13 protein-coding genes and 1 pseudogene are annotated in these 15,572 nt (G+C 58.9%); 9 read left to right on the top strand and 5 right to left on the bottom strand.

Going from position 1 to position 15,572, the window contains the following annotated elements; translation table 11 throughout:
• A pseudogene (locus tag H9X81_RS05685) lies at positions 1 to 460 on the bottom strand (hypothetical protein); the annotation flags it as partial.
• Between the two features lie 166 nt (positions 461 to 626).
• Here H9X81_RS05685 and H9X81_RS05680 point away from each other — a divergent pair.
• The gene (locus H9X81_RS05680; RefSeq protein ID WP_204720463.1) at positions 627 to 950 is read left to right on the top strand and encodes a DUF1622 domain-containing protein; all 324 of its coding nucleotides are present in this window, start codon (positions 627 to 629) and stop codon (positions 948 to 950) included.
• A gap of 12 nt (positions 951 to 962) precedes the next feature.
• Positions 963 to 1,616: a deoxyribose-phosphate aldolase gene (gene deoC, locus H9X81_RS05675; protein ID WP_204720461.1), complete on the top strand. Its 654-nt coding sequence runs from the start codon at positions 963 to 965 to the stop codon at positions 1,614 to 1,616.
• 73 nt (positions 1,617 to 1,689) lie between these two features.
• Here deoC and H9X81_RS05670 read toward each other — a convergent pair whose 3' ends face one another.
• A complete protein-coding gene (locus tag H9X81_RS05670; RefSeq protein ID WP_204720459.1) occupies positions 1,690 to 2,247 on the bottom strand; it encodes a hypothetical protein in 558 nt (185 codons plus the stop codon).
• 179 nt (positions 2,248 to 2,426) lie between these two features.
• Between H9X81_RS05670 and H9X81_RS05665 the strand changes: the two genes are divergently transcribed.
• Positions 2,427 to 5,171, top strand: a complete 2,745-nt coding sequence (locus H9X81_RS05665; protein ID WP_204720457.1) for a cation-translocating P-type ATPase — start codon at positions 2,427 to 2,429, stop codon at positions 5,169 to 5,171.
• A gap of 270 nt (positions 5,172 to 5,441) precedes the next feature.
• Here the strand turns inward: H9X81_RS05665 and H9X81_RS05660 are convergent, their stop codons facing one another.
• Positions 5,442 to 5,813 carry a zinc ribbon domain-containing protein gene (locus H9X81_RS05660; protein ID WP_204720455.1) on the bottom strand — a complete coding sequence of 124 codons (372 nt, stop codon included), beginning with the start codon at positions 5,811 to 5,813 and terminating at the stop codon, positions 5,442 to 5,444.
• 257 nt (positions 5,814 to 6,070) lie between these two features.
• On the opposite strand from H9X81_RS05660, the gene H9X81_RS05655 reads away from it, so the two are divergent.
• A complete protein-coding gene (locus H9X81_RS05655; RefSeq protein ID WP_204720453.1) occupies positions 6,071 to 7,552 on the top strand; it encodes a glycoside hydrolase family 10 protein in 1,482 nt (493 codons plus the stop codon).
• A gap of 25 nt (positions 7,553 to 7,577) precedes the next feature.
• Complete coding sequence (locus H9X81_RS05650) at positions 7,578 to 11,057, top strand: N-acetylmuramoyl-L-alanine amidase (protein WP_204720451.1); 3,480 nt, start codon at positions 7,578 to 7,580, stop codon at positions 11,055 to 11,057.
• 52 nt (positions 11,058 to 11,109) lie between these two features.
• Here the strand turns inward: H9X81_RS05650 and H9X81_RS05645 are convergent, their stop codons facing one another.
• Positions 11,110 to 11,649 (bottom strand): flavodoxin domain-containing protein, encoded by a 540-nt coding sequence (locus H9X81_RS05645; protein ID WP_204720449.1) that lies wholly within the window; start codon positions 11,647 to 11,649, stop codon positions 11,110 to 11,112.
• Positions 11,650 to 11,852: 203 nt separating this feature from the next.
• Here H9X81_RS05645 and H9X81_RS05640 point away from each other — a divergent pair, with 203 nt between their 5' ends.
• The 4 genes from H9X81_RS05640 (at position 11,853) to allE (ending at position 14,459) form a co-directional block, all read left to right on the top strand.
• Complete coding sequence (locus H9X81_RS05640; protein WP_177502863.1) at positions 11,853 to 12,404, top strand: redoxin domain-containing protein; 552 nt, start codon at positions 11,853 to 11,855, stop codon at positions 12,402 to 12,404.
• A 188-nt stretch (positions 12,405 to 12,592) separates the two neighbouring features.
• Positions 12,593 to 13,030, top strand: a complete 438-nt coding sequence (locus H9X81_RS05635) for a hypothetical protein (protein WP_204720447.1) — start codon at positions 12,593 to 12,595, stop codon at positions 13,028 to 13,030.
• Positions 13,031 to 13,111: 81 nt separating this feature from the next.
• Complete coding sequence (locus tag H9X81_RS05630; protein ID WP_191392096.1) at positions 13,112 to 13,663, top strand: peroxiredoxin-like family protein; 552 nt, start codon at positions 13,112 to 13,114, stop codon at positions 13,661 to 13,663.
• Between the two features lie 28 nt (positions 13,664 to 13,691).
• Positions 13,692 to 14,459 (top strand): (S)-ureidoglycine aminohydrolase, encoded by a 768-nt coding sequence (allE, locus tag H9X81_RS05625; RefSeq protein ID WP_191392097.1) that lies wholly within the window; start codon positions 13,692 to 13,694, stop codon positions 14,457 to 14,459.
• A 77-nt stretch (positions 14,460 to 14,536) separates the two neighbouring features.
• On the opposite strand, the gene H9X81_RS05620 is transcribed toward allE, so the two are convergent.
• Positions 14,537 to 15,475, bottom strand: coding sequence for a D-2-hydroxyacid dehydrogenase (locus tag H9X81_RS05620; RefSeq protein ID WP_204720445.1), 939 nt, complete (start codon positions 15,473 to 15,475; stop codon positions 14,537 to 14,539).
• Positions 15,476 to 15,572: the final 97 nt, after the last annotated feature.

Raw genomic sequence — 15,572 nt, 5'->3', positions numbered from 1 at the left:
CCGGGCCGGGCTCGGCGCTCTCCCCGGAGGGTTTGCTGCCCGGCGCAAACTGTGCCAGCAGCTCCCGGAGGAAGGCGGCAGCGGCGGTGAGGTATTCCTCCTCATTGCGTCCGATGGCATCCCGGGGCGTGCCCGAGTTGTCCGGCGGGTTGCCGATGCGCTCCCGGAGAAATTCCCCCAGGGTGGGGAGCTGTGCCTTCTCAGGCGCGGTTTCTTCCGGCAGTTCCCCGGTGGGCTCCTCGTGGGTAGGTTCCGGGGCATGGGACGGCTCCGGGGGCATTTCTGCCAGAGCGGGCTTTGCTGCCGGAGGGTCAGCCGGACGGGGCCTGGCTGGTTTGGGTGCCGGGGGCTGGTCGGCGGGTGATACGGGAGTCCGGCTTCGGCGATAGACCGCCATCAGATCCCGCTTATACTGCTCAATGGTCTGATCCAGCGGGCTGCCGGCGCTGTTTTTCTCCATAGTTCTGCCTCCTTGTCTGAGCGTTTTCTTTCCATGATATGAAAAACTTCCCCTCAATGTGCATGGAATCCGGGCCAGACCGGGAATTTGATGCAGATTTGACCCCTAATCTGAATGGAACCAGACGCAGGCTGCGTCAGAGAATGTGAAAAAGGAGGTGTATCAGATGCTGGAACAGCTGATCGAGCAGATCCTGCCGGTGATTATTTCAGTGATCGAACTGATCGGTATCTTTATTGTCACAGTCGGAACACTGCGTGCCTTTTTCTATTACCTGCTGGATCTGTTCAAAATCAAGAAGTATCCGGTCAAGCATGAGCTTGCCAATGCCCTTGCCACCGGACTGGAATTCAAGATGGCAGCGGAGATTCTCAAAACAGTACTGATTACCAGTCTGAGCGAGCTGACCGTGCTGGGCTGCATTATTCTGCTGCGGGCCCTGCTGTCGCTGCTGATCCATATTGAGATGAAGAATGTCGAAGAAGCCTAAGGAGGTTTTTCCATGACCAATCAGGAACTGTTTTCCTATGTAGACCACACCCTGCTCAAGCCCGAGGCCACACCCGAGCAGATTGCCGCCCTCTGTGCTGAGGCTGCGGAACATGGCACCGCGTCGGTCTGTGTCAACGGCAGCTATGTGGCGCTGGCAAAGAAGCTGCTGGACGGCAAGGCCAAGGTCTGTGCTGTAATCGGCTTCCCTCTGGGAGCCATGTCCACTGCTGCCAAGGCATTTGAGGCGGCAGAGGCCATCCGGGACGGCGCCGATGAGATCGATATGGTGATCCACATCGGACAGCTCAAGGCCGGCAACACCGACTATGTCCTGGAGGACATCAAGGCAGTAAAGGCTGCCATCGGTGATCATATCCTCAAGGTGATCATCGAAACCTGCCTGCTCACTGAGGAGGAGAAGATCACCATGTGCCGCCTGGTGACCGAGAGCGGCGCGGAATACATCAAGACCTCCACCGGATTTTCCACCGGCGGCGCCACCTTTGACGATGTGCGCCTGTTTGCCGAACATGTGGGCGAAGGTGTGAAGATCAAGGCAGCCGGCGGCATCCGCAGCCGGGAGGATATGGAGGAGTTCCTGCGGCTGGGCGCTTCCCGTCTGGGTACCAGCTCGGCAGTGAAGATCCTCTGCGGCAAGAACTGACCCATTTTACAAAATAAAAAAGGACAGATCCCCAATCCGGGGTCTGTCCTTTTTCTTATAGTGCGAAAACCGGTCAGCAGCCGGTGCGGCGGTATTCCAGCGGCAGGTCATAGCCGAAGGTACGGCGTCCGTCCTTTTCCATCGACTCGCTGACCTCCAGTACCTCATTGCTGAACCGCTCATAGAGACTAAATTTCAGTACCGGTGTAAACATGCTCTCGCTGCCGCCTTCGAACCACTCGCCGTTCTTGCGGTAGAGGGCAGGGGTGAAGGTGGCGGAGGGCCGGAGGGTCCGGTAGTCCAGGCGGCCCAGTCCGGAGGCGGTGAAGGTATCCTTGGTGTAGCCTTCGGGCATCTCATAGGAGGTCAGCTTGACGCAGTCCCCCTCCTCGGTGAACAGGAACAGATGCGGCATGGCGTTGGTGCGTCCGCCGACGGTGTAGTAGCTCTCCTCCAGCACAAATTCCCCGGCAAAGTCCTCCGGCAGATGATCGATGTGGTCGTTGATCCGGGTGTTTACATGGCGGGCTTCGGGGTATCCGGTGATCCCCTGTGCGGCAAAGCGTTCCAGCTGTACCGAGTTATCAAACGATCCGCAGAGCATTGCGGTAAATTCCCCAAGCAGTTTCATATCAATTTCCTCCCTTTGGTTGATGGCTCTACTTTACCAGCTGATTGTGTCAAACCCATGAACGAATCCCGGTGATTTTGTAAATCTGACTTAGTCAGATAAATGACAGCCCAGACATAGCGGGCGGACCGGGAGAATATAGATGGGTAAAAAGACAGGCTTTGGAAAGGAGCGAGAGTATGTCGGAAGGACAGAAGGACGCAGGACGGGTCACCGGGCTGACCGATGGGGAGGCAGCGGCGATCCGGAAAACGGCGGGACGCAATACGGTGCACCGGGGGAAGAAACAGAACCCCCTGAAGCTCTTTGCGGGACAGCTGGGGGATCTGATGACCATGATCCTGCTGGTGTGCGCGGGGCTATCCGTACTCATGGGGGAGGGCACCGAAGCACTGGCGATGATTGTCATTGTGCTGGTGAACGCCTTGATCGGCTTCCTGCAGGAGTACCGCACCGAACGCACCCTGGAGGCGCTCACCCGTCTGGCGGCGCCCACAGCCCGGGTGATCCGGCAGGGGGTGCGCAGGGAGATCCCGGCGGAAGAGCTGGTACCGGGGGATCTGGTGCTGATTGCCGCCGGGGATAAGATTCCGGCGGACTGCCGGATCATCGGCGACGGAACCGTAAGCTGTGACGAGTCGCTGCTCACCGGGGAGTCAGTGCCAGTGGAAAAGAGCCGCCTGGGGGACAGTTCTCTCAGAATGGGGACGCTGGCGGTGAAAGGGAACTGTCAGGCCGAGGTGACTGCCATCGGCATGCAGACCGAGATGGGTAAGATTGCCGGCATGCTGGAGGAGATCGCTCCGGAGATGACTCCGCTGGCCCAGCGTCTGGAACAGCTGGGGAAGGTGATTGCCGCCGGGTGTCTGGGCATCTGTGCCGTGGTGGCAGCCATCGGAATTTTCCGGGGCGAGAACCCCTTTGATATGATCCTGATGGGAATCTCCCTGGCGGTGGCGGCAGTGCCGGAGGGGCTTCCAGCCATTGTGACCGTGGCACTGGCTCTGGCGGTGCGGCGGATTCTGCGGCGGGGCACTCTGGTGAAGAGCCTGCACGCCGTGGAAACACTGGGCTGTGCCCAGGTGATCTGTACCGATAAGACCGGAACCCTCACCCAGAACCGGATGACAGTGCGGGAGCTGTGGACTGCCGGGGGTGAGCTGGAGGTCACCGGCGAGGGGGACAGCCGGGATGGAACCTTTATCCGGGGCGGACGGCAGGCCATGGAGCTGCGGGCGGACGAAGCCCTGCTGCTCACCGCCTTTGCGGCTGCCAATGCGGCAGAGATCCGGCCCGGCAAGAAAAACCGCTGGAAAACCGATGGCGAACCCACTGAAACGGCGCTGCTCATTGCCGCAGCCAAGGCGGGGCTGTACCGGAAGCCGGAGGAGGAACTGTCGGTGCGGGCGTTTGACTCCCGCCGCAAGCTCATGTCGGTGACCGTGCGGAAGCCCGAGGGCAGCTTTGTCTTTGCCAAGGGGGCGCCGGAATTCCTGCTGCCCCGCTGTACCCGCTGCCGCTCGGAAGGGCGGGATCTGCCGCTGGACGACCCGTTCCGGCGCCGGGTACAGGCCCAGGCAGACCGCTTTGCGGCAGAGGGACGCCGGGTGATTGCAGCCGCCTACAAGCCCGCCGATTCCGCTGACCCGGAGGAGGGGCTCATCTTCCTGGGGCTGGCGGCGCTCACCGACCCGCCGAGACCGGATGCGGCCCGGGCGGTACGGGAGTGCCTGTCGGCGCATATCCGTCCGGTGATGATCACCGGCGACCACAGCCTCACCGCCCGTGCTATCGCAAAGGAAGTGGGAATCCTGCGCCCCGGGGGCGAGCAGGTGCTCACCGGGCGGGAGCTGGATCAGCTCACCGAGGAACAGCTGACCCGGGAACTGCCCCGCACCGCTGTCTTTGCGCGGGTGACCCCGGCGCATAAACTGCGGATTGTCCGGGCGTTCAAGGCACAGGGACTGGTGACCGCCATGACCGGTGACGGCGTCAATGACGCACCGGCGCTCAAGGAGGCGGACATCGGCGCCGCCATGGGGGAGAGCGGCAGTGATGTGGCCCGGGAAGCCGCTGATCTGGTGCTGCTGGACGATGACTTCTCCACCCTGGTGGAGGCGGTGCGGGAGGGTCGGACCATCTATGCCAATATCCGGCGCAGCATCCGTTACCTGCTCTCCTGCAATACCGGCGAGGTGACTGCCATGCTCTTTGGCATGCTGCTGGGCATGCCGGTGGTGCTCACTCCGGTGCAGCTCCTGCTGGTAAACCTTGCCACCGATGGCCTGCCGGCAGTGGCGCTGGGGTTTGAACCGCCGGAGGAGGGGGTCATGCAGCAGAAGCCCCGGGGCCGGGAGGATTCGGTCTTTTCCGGCGGCCTGCTGGGGACCATCCTGCTGCGGGGCCTGCTCATCGGGTTCTGTACCCTGGGAGCCTACACAGCCACAGCGGCCCGGGGCGGGAGCCTGGAGGCCTGCCGCACCGCCGCACTGCTGACCCTGATCTTCACCCAGCTGATCCACTGCTTTGAGTGCAAATCCGAGCGCCGGAGCCTCTTCACTGTACCGCTCTGGAACAATCCCCGGCTGGTTCTGGCGGTGATCGTGTCGGCGCTGATGGCGGTGTTCTCGGTCACCAACCCCTGGGCCATGACAGTCATGGGAACGGTGCGCCCCGACCGGGAGATGTGCCTTGCCGTGACAGCGGCCTGCATGATCGGGCCGGTGCTGTGGGCGCTGACCGGGGTGCTGTTCCGCCCGAAATCCGATGATACCGCCGATTTTTACCGCCGGGCCGACCATCTGCGGAAGTCTGTAAAGAAAAAAGGCTTTACAGATGAAACCGCCCCGGAACAGCCCGGTGAAAGCGCCGCGGAAGCCGGAACCTCCGATCCGCCCGAGCGGTTCAGCCTGAAACGACCGTAGGTCGGAGGTAATTTCAGTGCGGGGCAGGCAGACCGGAGGCCATCCGCAGAATGCGTGCGTCCGGTGGCTGTCCTCTCTGCATCGTGCGTCACACCTGCCGCAGCGGCATGGTCTGGCGTGTGCTCTGTTACCATCCGCCCGGAGCCTGCCCGGTCCGGTATCCGGGTCAGGCGGGTTCCGGAGGAATGCTGCCCGCCGGATCGGATGCTCCCGCAGGCAGCAAAAAAGCCGTCCCCGGGAGGACGGCTTTGATGGTTCACAGAGGAAAGGTCAGAGCGGGTGACCGCAGCGGCGGCAGAAGCGGTCGCCAGGGCCGGTTTCACTTCCGCAGGACGGACAGAACCGGGTCTGGGCGATGGGACGGTTCCCGGTGGGGATCAGATGGTCCGGCGGCAGGGCGAAGTCAGGCTGGTGTTCCAGCCGGCGGCCGTCCTCCCGGGAGACCTCATAGGTCTTTCCGCAGTTCGGGCAGATTAGAAAATAGTGGATATCATACCGGAACACCGGCACAAAAAACAGATGGATATATCCATTGGTGCGGATCAGCTGCATTCCCAGACGGCTTCCGCAGCCCGGACAGACCTGATTTGTCCGCCGTCCGAGGTCTTTGCTCCCGTTTCCGGCCCCGCCGATAAAAAACATACTGTCAGCCTCCGTTCATGATTTTTTTACTTTTATTATGCCGTAAAAGATTGTATAATAGGGGTTAGTCCGGTAGAATCTGACGAATGCGGTCAAAATTCCGTATGTCCTGCCGGAGGTTCTTGTTTTAAGTATTGGAAATTTCCCCGGATTTGTCAAGGGGAATTTGGTCAGTTCCGGCAGTAATCGGGCAGGAATCCGACACCTTGTTTTTGTATGAATGTGCGCGGCGGGTCCGCCGCGAAGGAGTTTTACCCATGATGAAACGATTTCTCAGTGCGCTACTCTGCGCCTGTGTCCTGATTTCCATGACCGGCTGTGCCCAGGATCAGGAGGCACCGGAGGATCTGCTCTATTCCTCTGCGCCGATCCAGTTCAACAGCGATTCCAGCAGCGAGGAGGAGTCCTCACCGGAGCCGGAGGAGAGCCAGGCGGAGAACAGTTCCTCCGCGGCGCAGAATTCTTCCTCCCAGGCACCGTCCAGCTCGTCCTCTGCGGCTTCGTCCCAGCAGTCCTCGTCTGCGGCGCCCTCCTCATCGAGTCAGGCATCATCCAGCCAGGCGTCGTCCCAGAGTTCTTCTTCCAGCCAGCAGACCTCTTCCAAGCCCTCCGCCAACAACAGCGTGACGGCTCCTTCGGGAGAGATGCGGGCAGTCTGGTTCTCCTATCTGGATCTCTCATCGATGATCAAGCAGAAGTCCCGGTCGGAGTTTGAATCCGCCATCTCCAAGGCGTTTTCCGATGTGGCGAATGACGGCTACAACACTGTTTTTGTTCAGGTGCGTCCCTTTGGCGACGCCCTCTATGACTCGGATCTGTTCCCCTGGTCCTATACCCTGACCGGAACCGAAGGGGTCAGCCCGGGATATGACCCGCTTCAGATCATGATCGATCAGGCCCATGCCAAGGGGCTTTCGGTGGAGGCATGGGTCAATCCCTACCGCATCCGCAATTCCAGCAACGGCGGACAGGCGCTGAGCAGCGACAATCCCGCTTCGGACTGGCTGGACAGCGGCAGTGATGTGGTGATCGAATACGGCGGAGGCATCTACTACAATCCCGGCAGTGAGGAAGCCCGGGAACACATTGTAGCCGGTGTGGAGGAAATCGTCCGTAATTATGATGTGGACGGTATCCACTTTGATGACTACTTCTATCCCACCACTGACTCTGCCTTTGACGCGGATACATACAGCGACTACAAGGCATCCGGCGGCAAGCTCTCGCTGGGCGACTGGCGCCGGGACAATGTGGATCAGCTGGTGCGGGAGGTCTATTCCACCATCAAATCCATTGACAGCTCGGTGCGGTTCGGGATCAGTCCCCAGGGCAACACCAGCATCAATTACAGCGAACAGTACATTGATGTGGAGGAATGGCTCTCCAATCCCGGCTATGTGGACTATATCTGTCCTCAGGTCTACTATGGATTTGAAAACGATACCTGTCCCTTTGCGGCAACTGTGGCGGAGTGGAACAGTCTGATCCGCCGCAATGATATTGATCTCTATATCGGTATTTCTGCCAGCAAGATCGGTCTGGTGGACCAGTGGGCTGGTTCCGGCAAGAACGAGTGGGTGGAAAATGACGATATGCTGGTCCGCATGGTATCGGAGGCCCGCAAGAGCAGCCATTACAGCGGATTCTGTATGTACAGTTACCGGTCATTGTATGCGCCGGCTGCGGCGGTAGCAGATCAGGTGGAGCAGGAAAAGGAAGCTCTGTCCGAACTGATGTGACAGGCGTTTCGGAGGACGATCAAAATTGTCAAAGTTTTTGAGGAATGGAAAAATAGTGGCAGCGGTGCTGGTGGTCCTGCTTCTTGTGGTAGTGGGAGTTGCCGGTGCGCTGACCTTTCAGAAGGTTCAGAACCATGAACTGACGATCCCGGAGCATTCCGAAACCTTTCTGCCGTCGGGAGATTCATCCGAACCCTCCGGGGACAATGGGACTGACGGGGAGAACTCGGCGGAAGCAGTGACTCTGAACCGCCCGGATTATATGAAGGGCATGTATATCAAGCCGGGTGTGGATTACCTCACTGAGGGACGCACTTCGGCGGCGGATATCCAGGCGGATCTGGATGCGGCCTTTGCGTCGGTGAAGGAACTTTCGATGAATACCGTGATCCTGCCCCTGACGCTGGACGGGAAGTGCATTGCCCAGAAGAGCGGCCTGCCCTATGTGGACGATACCCTGGAGTTTGATATTCTCGAATACGCCTCCCAGAAGGCCCGGGAAAACGGACTCTATATCTATGTGATCTATGATCTGTTCACCGGTGTGCAGGATGGCAGCATTGTGGAGCTTTCCCAGATGGATTCCGCATCGATCAGCGATACAGTGGACCATGGCCTGGCGATTGCCCAGAATTATGACATCGAAGGCCTGATGGTGGACAGCTACTACAACGAAACCCAGGAGAACAGCTACCTGAACTACAAGCTCTATGGCGGCGGTATGGGCTATGAGAACTATATGAGCCAGCAGAGCCATACGGCGTTCCGGGAGCTGAGCGAGGCGATCCGTACCGATGCGCCGGGCAAGCAGATCGGCATGCTCACTGTGCCGGTATGGGCCAACAGCTCCACCGACGAAAACGGCTCGGATACCACCGCTTCCTACACCGCCAAGTACAGCGGCAATGCCGATAACCTCTCCTATCTGGAGGACGGCTATGTGGACTTTGTGGTGGTCAAGGCGGAAGGCTCCACCACCGATGCCAATATCCCCTACAAGAAGGTTGTATCCTGGTGGGGCGAACAGGCGGATGCCGCGGATGTGCCGCTCTATGTGCTGCACTTCTCAAGCAAGGCCTGTTCGGAGGAGACCGGCTGGACCGAGTATGACCAGCTGGCACTGCAGCTCATCGCTTCGGAGGATCTCGCCGGATTCACCGGGGATATGTATGATGATCTCTCCCGGTTCAAGCAGGACCTGGAGGGCAGTACCCAGGCAGTCCTGGACTACTATGATGATACCCTCAACCGGCAGCATATCCTCACCGAACTGGCGGTGACCTCGCCGGCCCAGAAGACCTATACCACCTTTGAACAGACAGTCACCTTCATGGGTGCGTCCGACCCCGGTGCGAAGATCACCATCAACGATCAGGAGATCACCACCGATGAAAACGGTTACTTCACCCTGAATATGCCGCTGTCCGAGGGGCTCAACAAGTTTGTATTCACCCATAAGGGCAAGACCGATGTCTACAACATCACCCGTCAGGTACAGGTTGTCAAGGAGGTATCGCCCACCGGCAATGTGACAGTGGACGGCGGTATGCGCATCACCATCACTGCCACAGCCTATAAGGACGCCAATGTCTATGCTGTCATCGGCGGACAGACCATCCAGCTCACCCTGGATGAAACCGGTGCCGACGGCAACGAGTACAATGATTCCTACCGGCTGTTCACCGGTTCCTATACCGCACCGGCCTCCACCGATAAGGTGCAGGAGATCGGCAATATCGTGGTCTATGGTGAGGCACAGGGCTCCACGAACAGCAAGACCGGTGCCTATATCAAGGTCAACAAACGCATTGCGGTGGAGGACGGCACTCCTGTCCGGGTTGTTGCGACCCAGGCGGAGACCTTCCCGTCCAGCACCCTCAATGACCTGTCCGAGCCGGATTACTTCCCGCTGCCCCAGGGCGCGCTGGATTACACCGTCGGCAGCGAGCTGGTCTACAAGAATGAGGATAAGACCTACACCTATTACAAGCTCGCTTCGGGTGTCCGGGTTTACCGGGACGACATCACCGGCGTTTCCAACGATGCGGCGCCGGGCGGCAACGCGGTCACCGGAGTCCAGGTCGCCAGCAACAGCCAGTTCACCGATGTGGTCTTTGATACGGCACAGCAGGTTTCGTACAGTGCCAAGTACACCGGCTCGGCCTTTACCATCGACTTCAACTATACCAACAGTGTTCCGCAGAGCCGGACGCTGGACAAGAATCCCATGTTCAGCTCGCTGACTGCGAGCAGCAATACCAAGGTTACCCTGACCCTCAACTCGTCGGGACGCTTCCTGGGATACCGGGCCTTCTACAACGACAACGGCCAGCTGGTATTCCGGTTCAACAATCCTCCGGGCGGCGCCAGCGGAGCCACCATCGTAGTCGATCCGGGTCACGGCGGCGACGATGTGGGCGCACTGGGCTTCCTGCCGGCCTATCCCGAGAGTGAGATCACCTGGGAGATTGCCCAGAAGGTGGCAGATGAACTGGAGGATCTGGGCGCCAATGTAATCCTGCTCAACACCCAGCTCTCGTCGGGCAAGTATGTGATCCAGGATCGTGTGGCAGATGCCAAGGCCAAGAATGCCCAGGTATATCTGAGCATTCACTGCAACTCCTCGCCCAGCAACAGCTCGGCAGTGGGTACCGAGGTCTACTACTTCAACGACTATTCCAAGAATCTGGCAACTTCGCTGTCCTCGTCCATTTCCAGTGCCCTGAACACCACCAACCGCGGCGGAAAGTTCGGACGGTACTATGTCACCCGTGATCCTCAGATGGTGGGTGTGCTGTGTGAAGTGGGCTTCCTCACCAATGAGAAGGAGTACAACAAGCTGCTCAGCGACTCCTATCAGCAGGATGTGGCAGAGGCCATTGCCAGCACCACCAACAAGTTCCTCAAGAACCTGGGCGGAAGCAGCAGCGGCGGAGGCTTCTCCAGCAGCGGCAACTACGGCAGCAATTCCGCCTCTTCCGGCGGCAGCTCCTCTTCGGGCGGCAGCAGCTCGTCCGGTTCCGGCAGCGGCATCTCGCTGGATGAGGACGAACTCACCCTGGCTGTGGGCAAGACAGCAACCCTGTCTGCCAGCGGCTCCGGCCTTACCTGGACCAGTGACGATGAAGATGTCGCCACCGTCAACCAGAACGGCAAGGTGACTGCGGTGGGCACCGGCGAGTGCATCATCACAGTGGAAAACAGTGATGGGGACTATGCCGACTGCTATGTCACCGTCACAGGGGAAGGCGGCGTGGAGGAGATCGAGCTCAGTGATGAATCGCTGACCCTCTATGTCGGTGAGGGGTATGAGCTGGAAGCCTATGCCTATCCCGAGGACGCCGATGATACCGAGCTGGTCTTTTCCAGCAGCAATGAAAATGTAGTGACCGTCGATGAGGACGGCTATCTGGAAGCGCTCAAGGAGGGGCGTGTCACCATCACGGTGAAAAACCCCGCTTCGGGCGTCAAGGCTACCTGTACCGTCCGGGTACGGGAGGAGTAATCCCATAGAACAGAAAAACAGAGATCCCAAACGGGATCTCTGTTTTTTATGTTTATAGACGCTTGGGGGAGAGGATCACACCCGCTATGGGCTCCAGAGCGGAGAGGTCGGTAAAATCCACTTCCTTGCCGTAGGTTTCCAGCAGCAGACGGTCCTCCTCGGTGAGGGACGCAGCCGGGCGGCGGAGCAGGGTCTGCCGGAGCATGCCCATCATCACACGGTGACGCAGGCTCAGCCTGTCGTAGCGGATGCCGCCCCGGAGGTGGTAGAACAGGGTGCGTTCCCGCACATCCGGCGGGATCTGCCGGTCCAGCGAGGCCCGGATATTGCGCACATTCTCGGGAAGGGCAGGGTCCGCCAGCCCCACTGTGACAGCCATCAGCCAGCAGTCCGGGGGCAGCAGTCGCAGGGTTTGCCGCAGTCCTGCCAGCCCTCCGGCATAGAGCCCGCCGATATGTACTGCCAGGCCGCAGCCGGTCAGGTCCCGGAGGTCTTTGGCGGCGTGCAGTTCCGCTCCGGTCTGACGGGCCAGTTCCCGTGCGTAGCGTTCGGAAGTCCCATAGCAGGACCCATAGATAATCACTGTTTTCATGCTGCTTCCTCCTGATCCGGTCGGTTCTGCTATGAGTATAACATCTGTGCGGGATCGGTGCAAATGGGGTTTGTCAAGGCAGTATTTGTTAAAAATTTTTCGAAATGTCGCCCAGTCACAAAGCGCCGCAAACTTCATTGACAATTTTCTATATAGGGTCTATACTGAAAGTACCAACAAAAATTATATTGGAGGTTTTCGATATGGCAAAGATTGAAGCTGGCTGCAAGCTTGCAGACTTTTCGTTTAACACCCCGTTTGAGAGCGATGTAAAGCTCTCTGAGAAGGCAAAGGGCGCTAAGAAGACTATTCTTCTGTTCCTGCGTTACTATGGCTGCACCCTGTGCCAGCTGGACATCCGTGAGTATGCCAACGCCTATGACCGCATCAAGGCCAAGGATGCTCAGCTGCTGGTTGTTCTGCAGAGCCCTGCTTCCACCATCAATGCCCAGATGAAGAAGGAAGACCTGCCGTTCGATATTATCTGCGATCCTGACATGGGCCTCTACAAGGAGTTCGAGCTGGGCGTAGCTGCTTCCAAGGAAGAGATGATCCGTCCTGAGGATATGCCCAAGATGGGTGAGAAGCGTGCCAAGATGGAAGAGTATGGCCTGTCCCACGGTGCTTACGAGGGCGAGGAGATGCAGTTCCCTGGCTACTTCCTGCTGGACAGCGAGCTGAATGTTCTGGAAGCCCATCGTGCTACCAGCATCCTGGACATGCCTTCTGTTGACGAAATGATCGCTAAGCTGTAAGGCTAACTTTTTGAGAAAAAGACACAATCGGGACCGGCTGTGTCTTTTTTATATCCCGGCAGCATACAGAACCAAACCGCAGCCCGGAATCCTGTGCAGCCTGCTCCTTGCAGTTTCCATTCTCCGGCGGGTACAATAAAACAGGGGGATACCCCCTCGGCTGATCCGGTTCCAAAGGAGGAGAGCGCATGAAGAAGTATACCCCGCAGGCCCTTGCGGCGGCAGAAAAATGGGCCAGGCTTACCACAGGGTTTCTGGCGGCTCTGTTTCTGTTTTACGCATACTGGATGCTGGCTGACCTGGAACTCGTCCCGACTCCTGCCTTCCTGCCGGATTTCCTGTTTGCCGGGGCAGTCCGGAATACGCTGCATACAGTTATCCTTGCCTGTGCGGCAGAGGCGGGATTCTGGTACAATCTGGCACAGGAAACCGGACGGGAAGTGCCGGCATCCACCATTCGCATTGCCCTGCTGATCCTGCTGGCGGGTGATGTTCTGCTGGCAGTCCGGAACGGGCTGGGACCTGCCGCTGTGGTCGCGTCGCTGGCAGCGGTTCTTCTGATGGATCTGCTCTTTGAACTGAGCCTGCGGCAGTTTTCCCGTGTTGACGCTGTCAGGGCTGAGTGATACAATAATGGCAAAGGCCCGCGTCTGGTCGGGCCATTTGTTTTATCGGACAAAATGTCAGATTTCAAGGAGGTTTTTTGTATGGCACAGATTGAAGCTGGTCAGAAGCTGAAGGATTATGTTTTTGACACCGCCTTTGAAAGCGATGTAAAGCTCTCGGATAAGGTGAAGAATGCGGACAAGACCATTCTGCTGTTCCTGCGGTATTATGGCTGCCGTATCTGTCAGCTGGATATGCGGGAGTATGCCGAGGCCTATGACCGCATCAAGGCAAAGAATGCTCAGCTGCTGGTAGTGCTGCAGAGCCCTGTTTCCACCATGCAGGCCCAGACCAAGCCGGGTGATGTTCCCTATGACATCATCTGCGATCCCGAGATGAAGCTCTTCAAGGAATTCGGCCTGCTGGTAGCGGCTTCCAAGGAGACCATGGTTGCCCCTGAGGAGCAGGCCGCCTATGATGAAAAGCGCAAGAAGTTCGAGGTCTATGGTCTGGTGCACGGCGCTTATGAGGGCGAGGAGCTGCAGCTGCCCGGCTACTTCCTGCTGGACCGTGAGATGAATGTGCTGGAAGCCCATCGTGCCAAGACCATGATGGACATGCCCACCATTGATGAGATGATTGCCAAGCTGTAAAAAATAAACACACAGGAGGACTGTACCCATGGGTTACCCGAGCGATATTCTGTCCACCCGGGCGGTGATCCGCCCCGGAAAGTATGTTGTGATCCCACCGGAGGGACTGGTCAACAATGTGATTCCTGGCATTGAAAACTGCCGGGTGAGCATCGTTGCCTCTCCGAAGTACGGCGCCAGTTTTGTACAGTATCTGATCACTGCCCAGCCCGGCGGCGGCACCAGCCGTCCCTTCGGTCGGGAGGAGGGCATTGAGGTGTTCTTCTATGTGCTGGAGGGCACCGGTACTGTCCGGGCCGGCGGGGAAGAGCATCCGGTGGGGGCCGGCGATTACCTCTATACCCCGGCAGGAACCGGCATGGAATTCTGCTGCACCGGGGAGGAGCCGATGCGGGCGATCCTCTATAAGCAGCGGTATATTCCGGCAGAAGGGGTAGGGGAGCCGCAGATCTGCTTCGGCAATGAGGCGGATCTGGAGGTGTTCCATCTCGACGACATGGAGAATGTGGAGATGAAGAACTTCCTGCCCACCGACCTGGCCTATGATATGAACTTCCATATCCTGTCCTTTGCGCCGGGAGCCTCCCACTCCTTTGTGGAGACCCACATCCAGGAGCACGGTATGTATATCCTCGAGGGCGAGGGTGTCTACCTGCTGGACGAGGACTGGCGGCTTATCAAGAAGGGCGACTTTGTGTGGTTCGGGCCTTACTGTCCCCAGGCCGCCTATGCAGCCGGACGCACCCGCTATACCTACATCTATTCCAAGGACTGCAACCGGGACGCTGCCATCTGACCCGTTTCCCGCAGCCTGTCCCAAGCAAAAAACCTCTGGCGAAATCAGTTCGCCAGAGGTTTTTGTTTTGTGCTGATTTACTTCAGACGGTTCTTCACCGGCTGACCGTCCAGATAGAGCCGCAGGTTTTCCAGGGCGATCTCGGCAATCTTCACCGCGGTGATCTCCAGGCTGTTGCCGCCTGCCACATGTGGGGTGATGAGCGCCCGCTTTTCCTTCCACAGCGGATGTCCGGCGGGAAGCGGTTCGGGATCGGTGACATCCAGCGCCGCGCCAAAGAGATGGCCTTCGCTCAGGGCACGGGCCAGGGCTTCACAGTCCACCGCGGTGCCGCGACCGGCATTGATGAGGATAGCATCCGGCTTCATACGCTTGATGCGCTCATAGCTCATCAGACCGTCGGTTTCCGGCGAGCGGGGGAATACCAGCGCTGCCACATCGCATTCCGCCAGCAGGTCGTCCAGCTCATCCATCGAGTGCATCGAATCAATGCCCGGGGCAGGCTTGTTCACATTCCGGCGGATGCCCAGGGTTTCAGCACCAAAGGCCTTGCAGAGCAGCGCAAAGCTGGAACCGATGTCCCCGGCGCCGCCGATGAGCACCTTGGCGCCCCGCAGGGTTTTGGCAGTGCCGGTACGCTTCCAGATCTCAGCGTTCTGGTTGTCCCGGTAGTCGGGCAGACGCTTCATCAGAGCCATCAGCATGGCGAACATGTGCTCCGAAACCGAGATGCCGTATGCGCCCACCGACGAGGAGAGCACAGCGCCTGCGGGCAGGACGCCTTCGGGCATATACTGATCGGCGCCGGCGCTGCGGGTGTGCATCCAGCGCAGGGAAGTGCCGCCTTCCCGTACAGCAGCGACCGACGGGTTGCCCAGCAGCACAGTGGCACCTTCGAGATCAGCGGCAGTGATGTCGCTGTCCCGGAAAAAAACCTGCTCCACACCGGGGGCAGCAGCCAGGAATGCTTCCTTCTGCTCCGGGGAGAGGACCAGGGCGTTGATGATTTTTTCCATGGGAAAACCTCCTTGTTCTACCGGACCGGCAGATGTTTGGGATGGGGGTGCTGTCCCGGGATTTCGGGGAGCAGCGCCCGTGCCGGACCGGAACGCT

The sequence above is a fragment of the Hydrogenoanaerobacterium saccharovorans genome, assembly GCF_016901815.1.
GTDB lineage: Bacteria > Bacillota > Clostridia > Oscillospirales > Ruminococcaceae > Avimicrobium > Avimicrobium caecorum.
Note: the sequence above shows the minus strand (reverse complement) of the source record. Positions and strands in the feature narration are given on the sequence as shown.

Bases quoted from the DNA above. Each gene is read 5' to 3' on its own strand.
- H9X81_RS05665 (WP_204720457.1), top strand. From the start codon at position 2,427: ATGTCGGAAGGACAGAAGGACGCAGGACGGGTCACCGGGCTGACCGAT.
- H9X81_RS05640 (WP_177502863.1), top strand. From the start codon at position 11,853: ATGGCAAAGATTGAAGCTGGCTGCAAGCTTGCAGACTTTTCGTTTAAC.
- H9X81_RS05620 (WP_204720445.1), bottom strand. From the start codon at position 15,475: ATGGAAAAAATCATCAACGCCCTGGTCCTCTCCCCGGAGCAGAAGGAA.
- H9X81_RS05635 (WP_204720447.1), top strand. From the start codon at position 12,593: ATGAAGAAGTATACCCCGCAGGCCCTTGCGGCGGCAGAAAAATGGGCC.
- H9X81_RS05680 (WP_204720463.1), top strand. From the start codon at position 627: ATGCTGGAACAGCTGATCGAGCAGATCCTGCCGGTGATTATTTCAGTG.
- H9X81_RS05670 (WP_204720459.1), bottom strand. From the start codon at position 2,247: ATGAAACTGCTTGGGGAATTTACCGCAATGCTCTGCGGATCGTTTGAT.
- deoC (WP_204720461.1), top strand. From the start codon at position 963: ATGACCAATCAGGAACTGTTTTCCTATGTAGACCACACCCTGCTCAAG.
- H9X81_RS05655 (WP_204720453.1), top strand. From the start codon at position 6,071: ATGATGAAACGATTTCTCAGTGCGCTACTCTGCGCCTGTGTCCTGATT.
- allE (WP_191392097.1), top strand. From the start codon at position 13,692: ATGGGTTACCCGAGCGATATTCTGTCCACCCGGGCGGTGATCCGCCCC.
- H9X81_RS05645 (WP_204720449.1), bottom strand. From the start codon at position 11,649: ATGAAAACAGTGATTATCTATGGGTCCTGCTATGGGACTTCCGAACGC.
- H9X81_RS05660 (WP_204720455.1), bottom strand. From the start codon at position 5,813: ATGTTTTTTATCGGCGGGGCCGGAAACGGGAGCAAAGACCTCGGACGG.
- H9X81_RS05630 (WP_191392096.1), top strand. From the start codon at position 13,112: ATGGCACAGATTGAAGCTGGTCAGAAGCTGAAGGATTATGTTTTTGAC.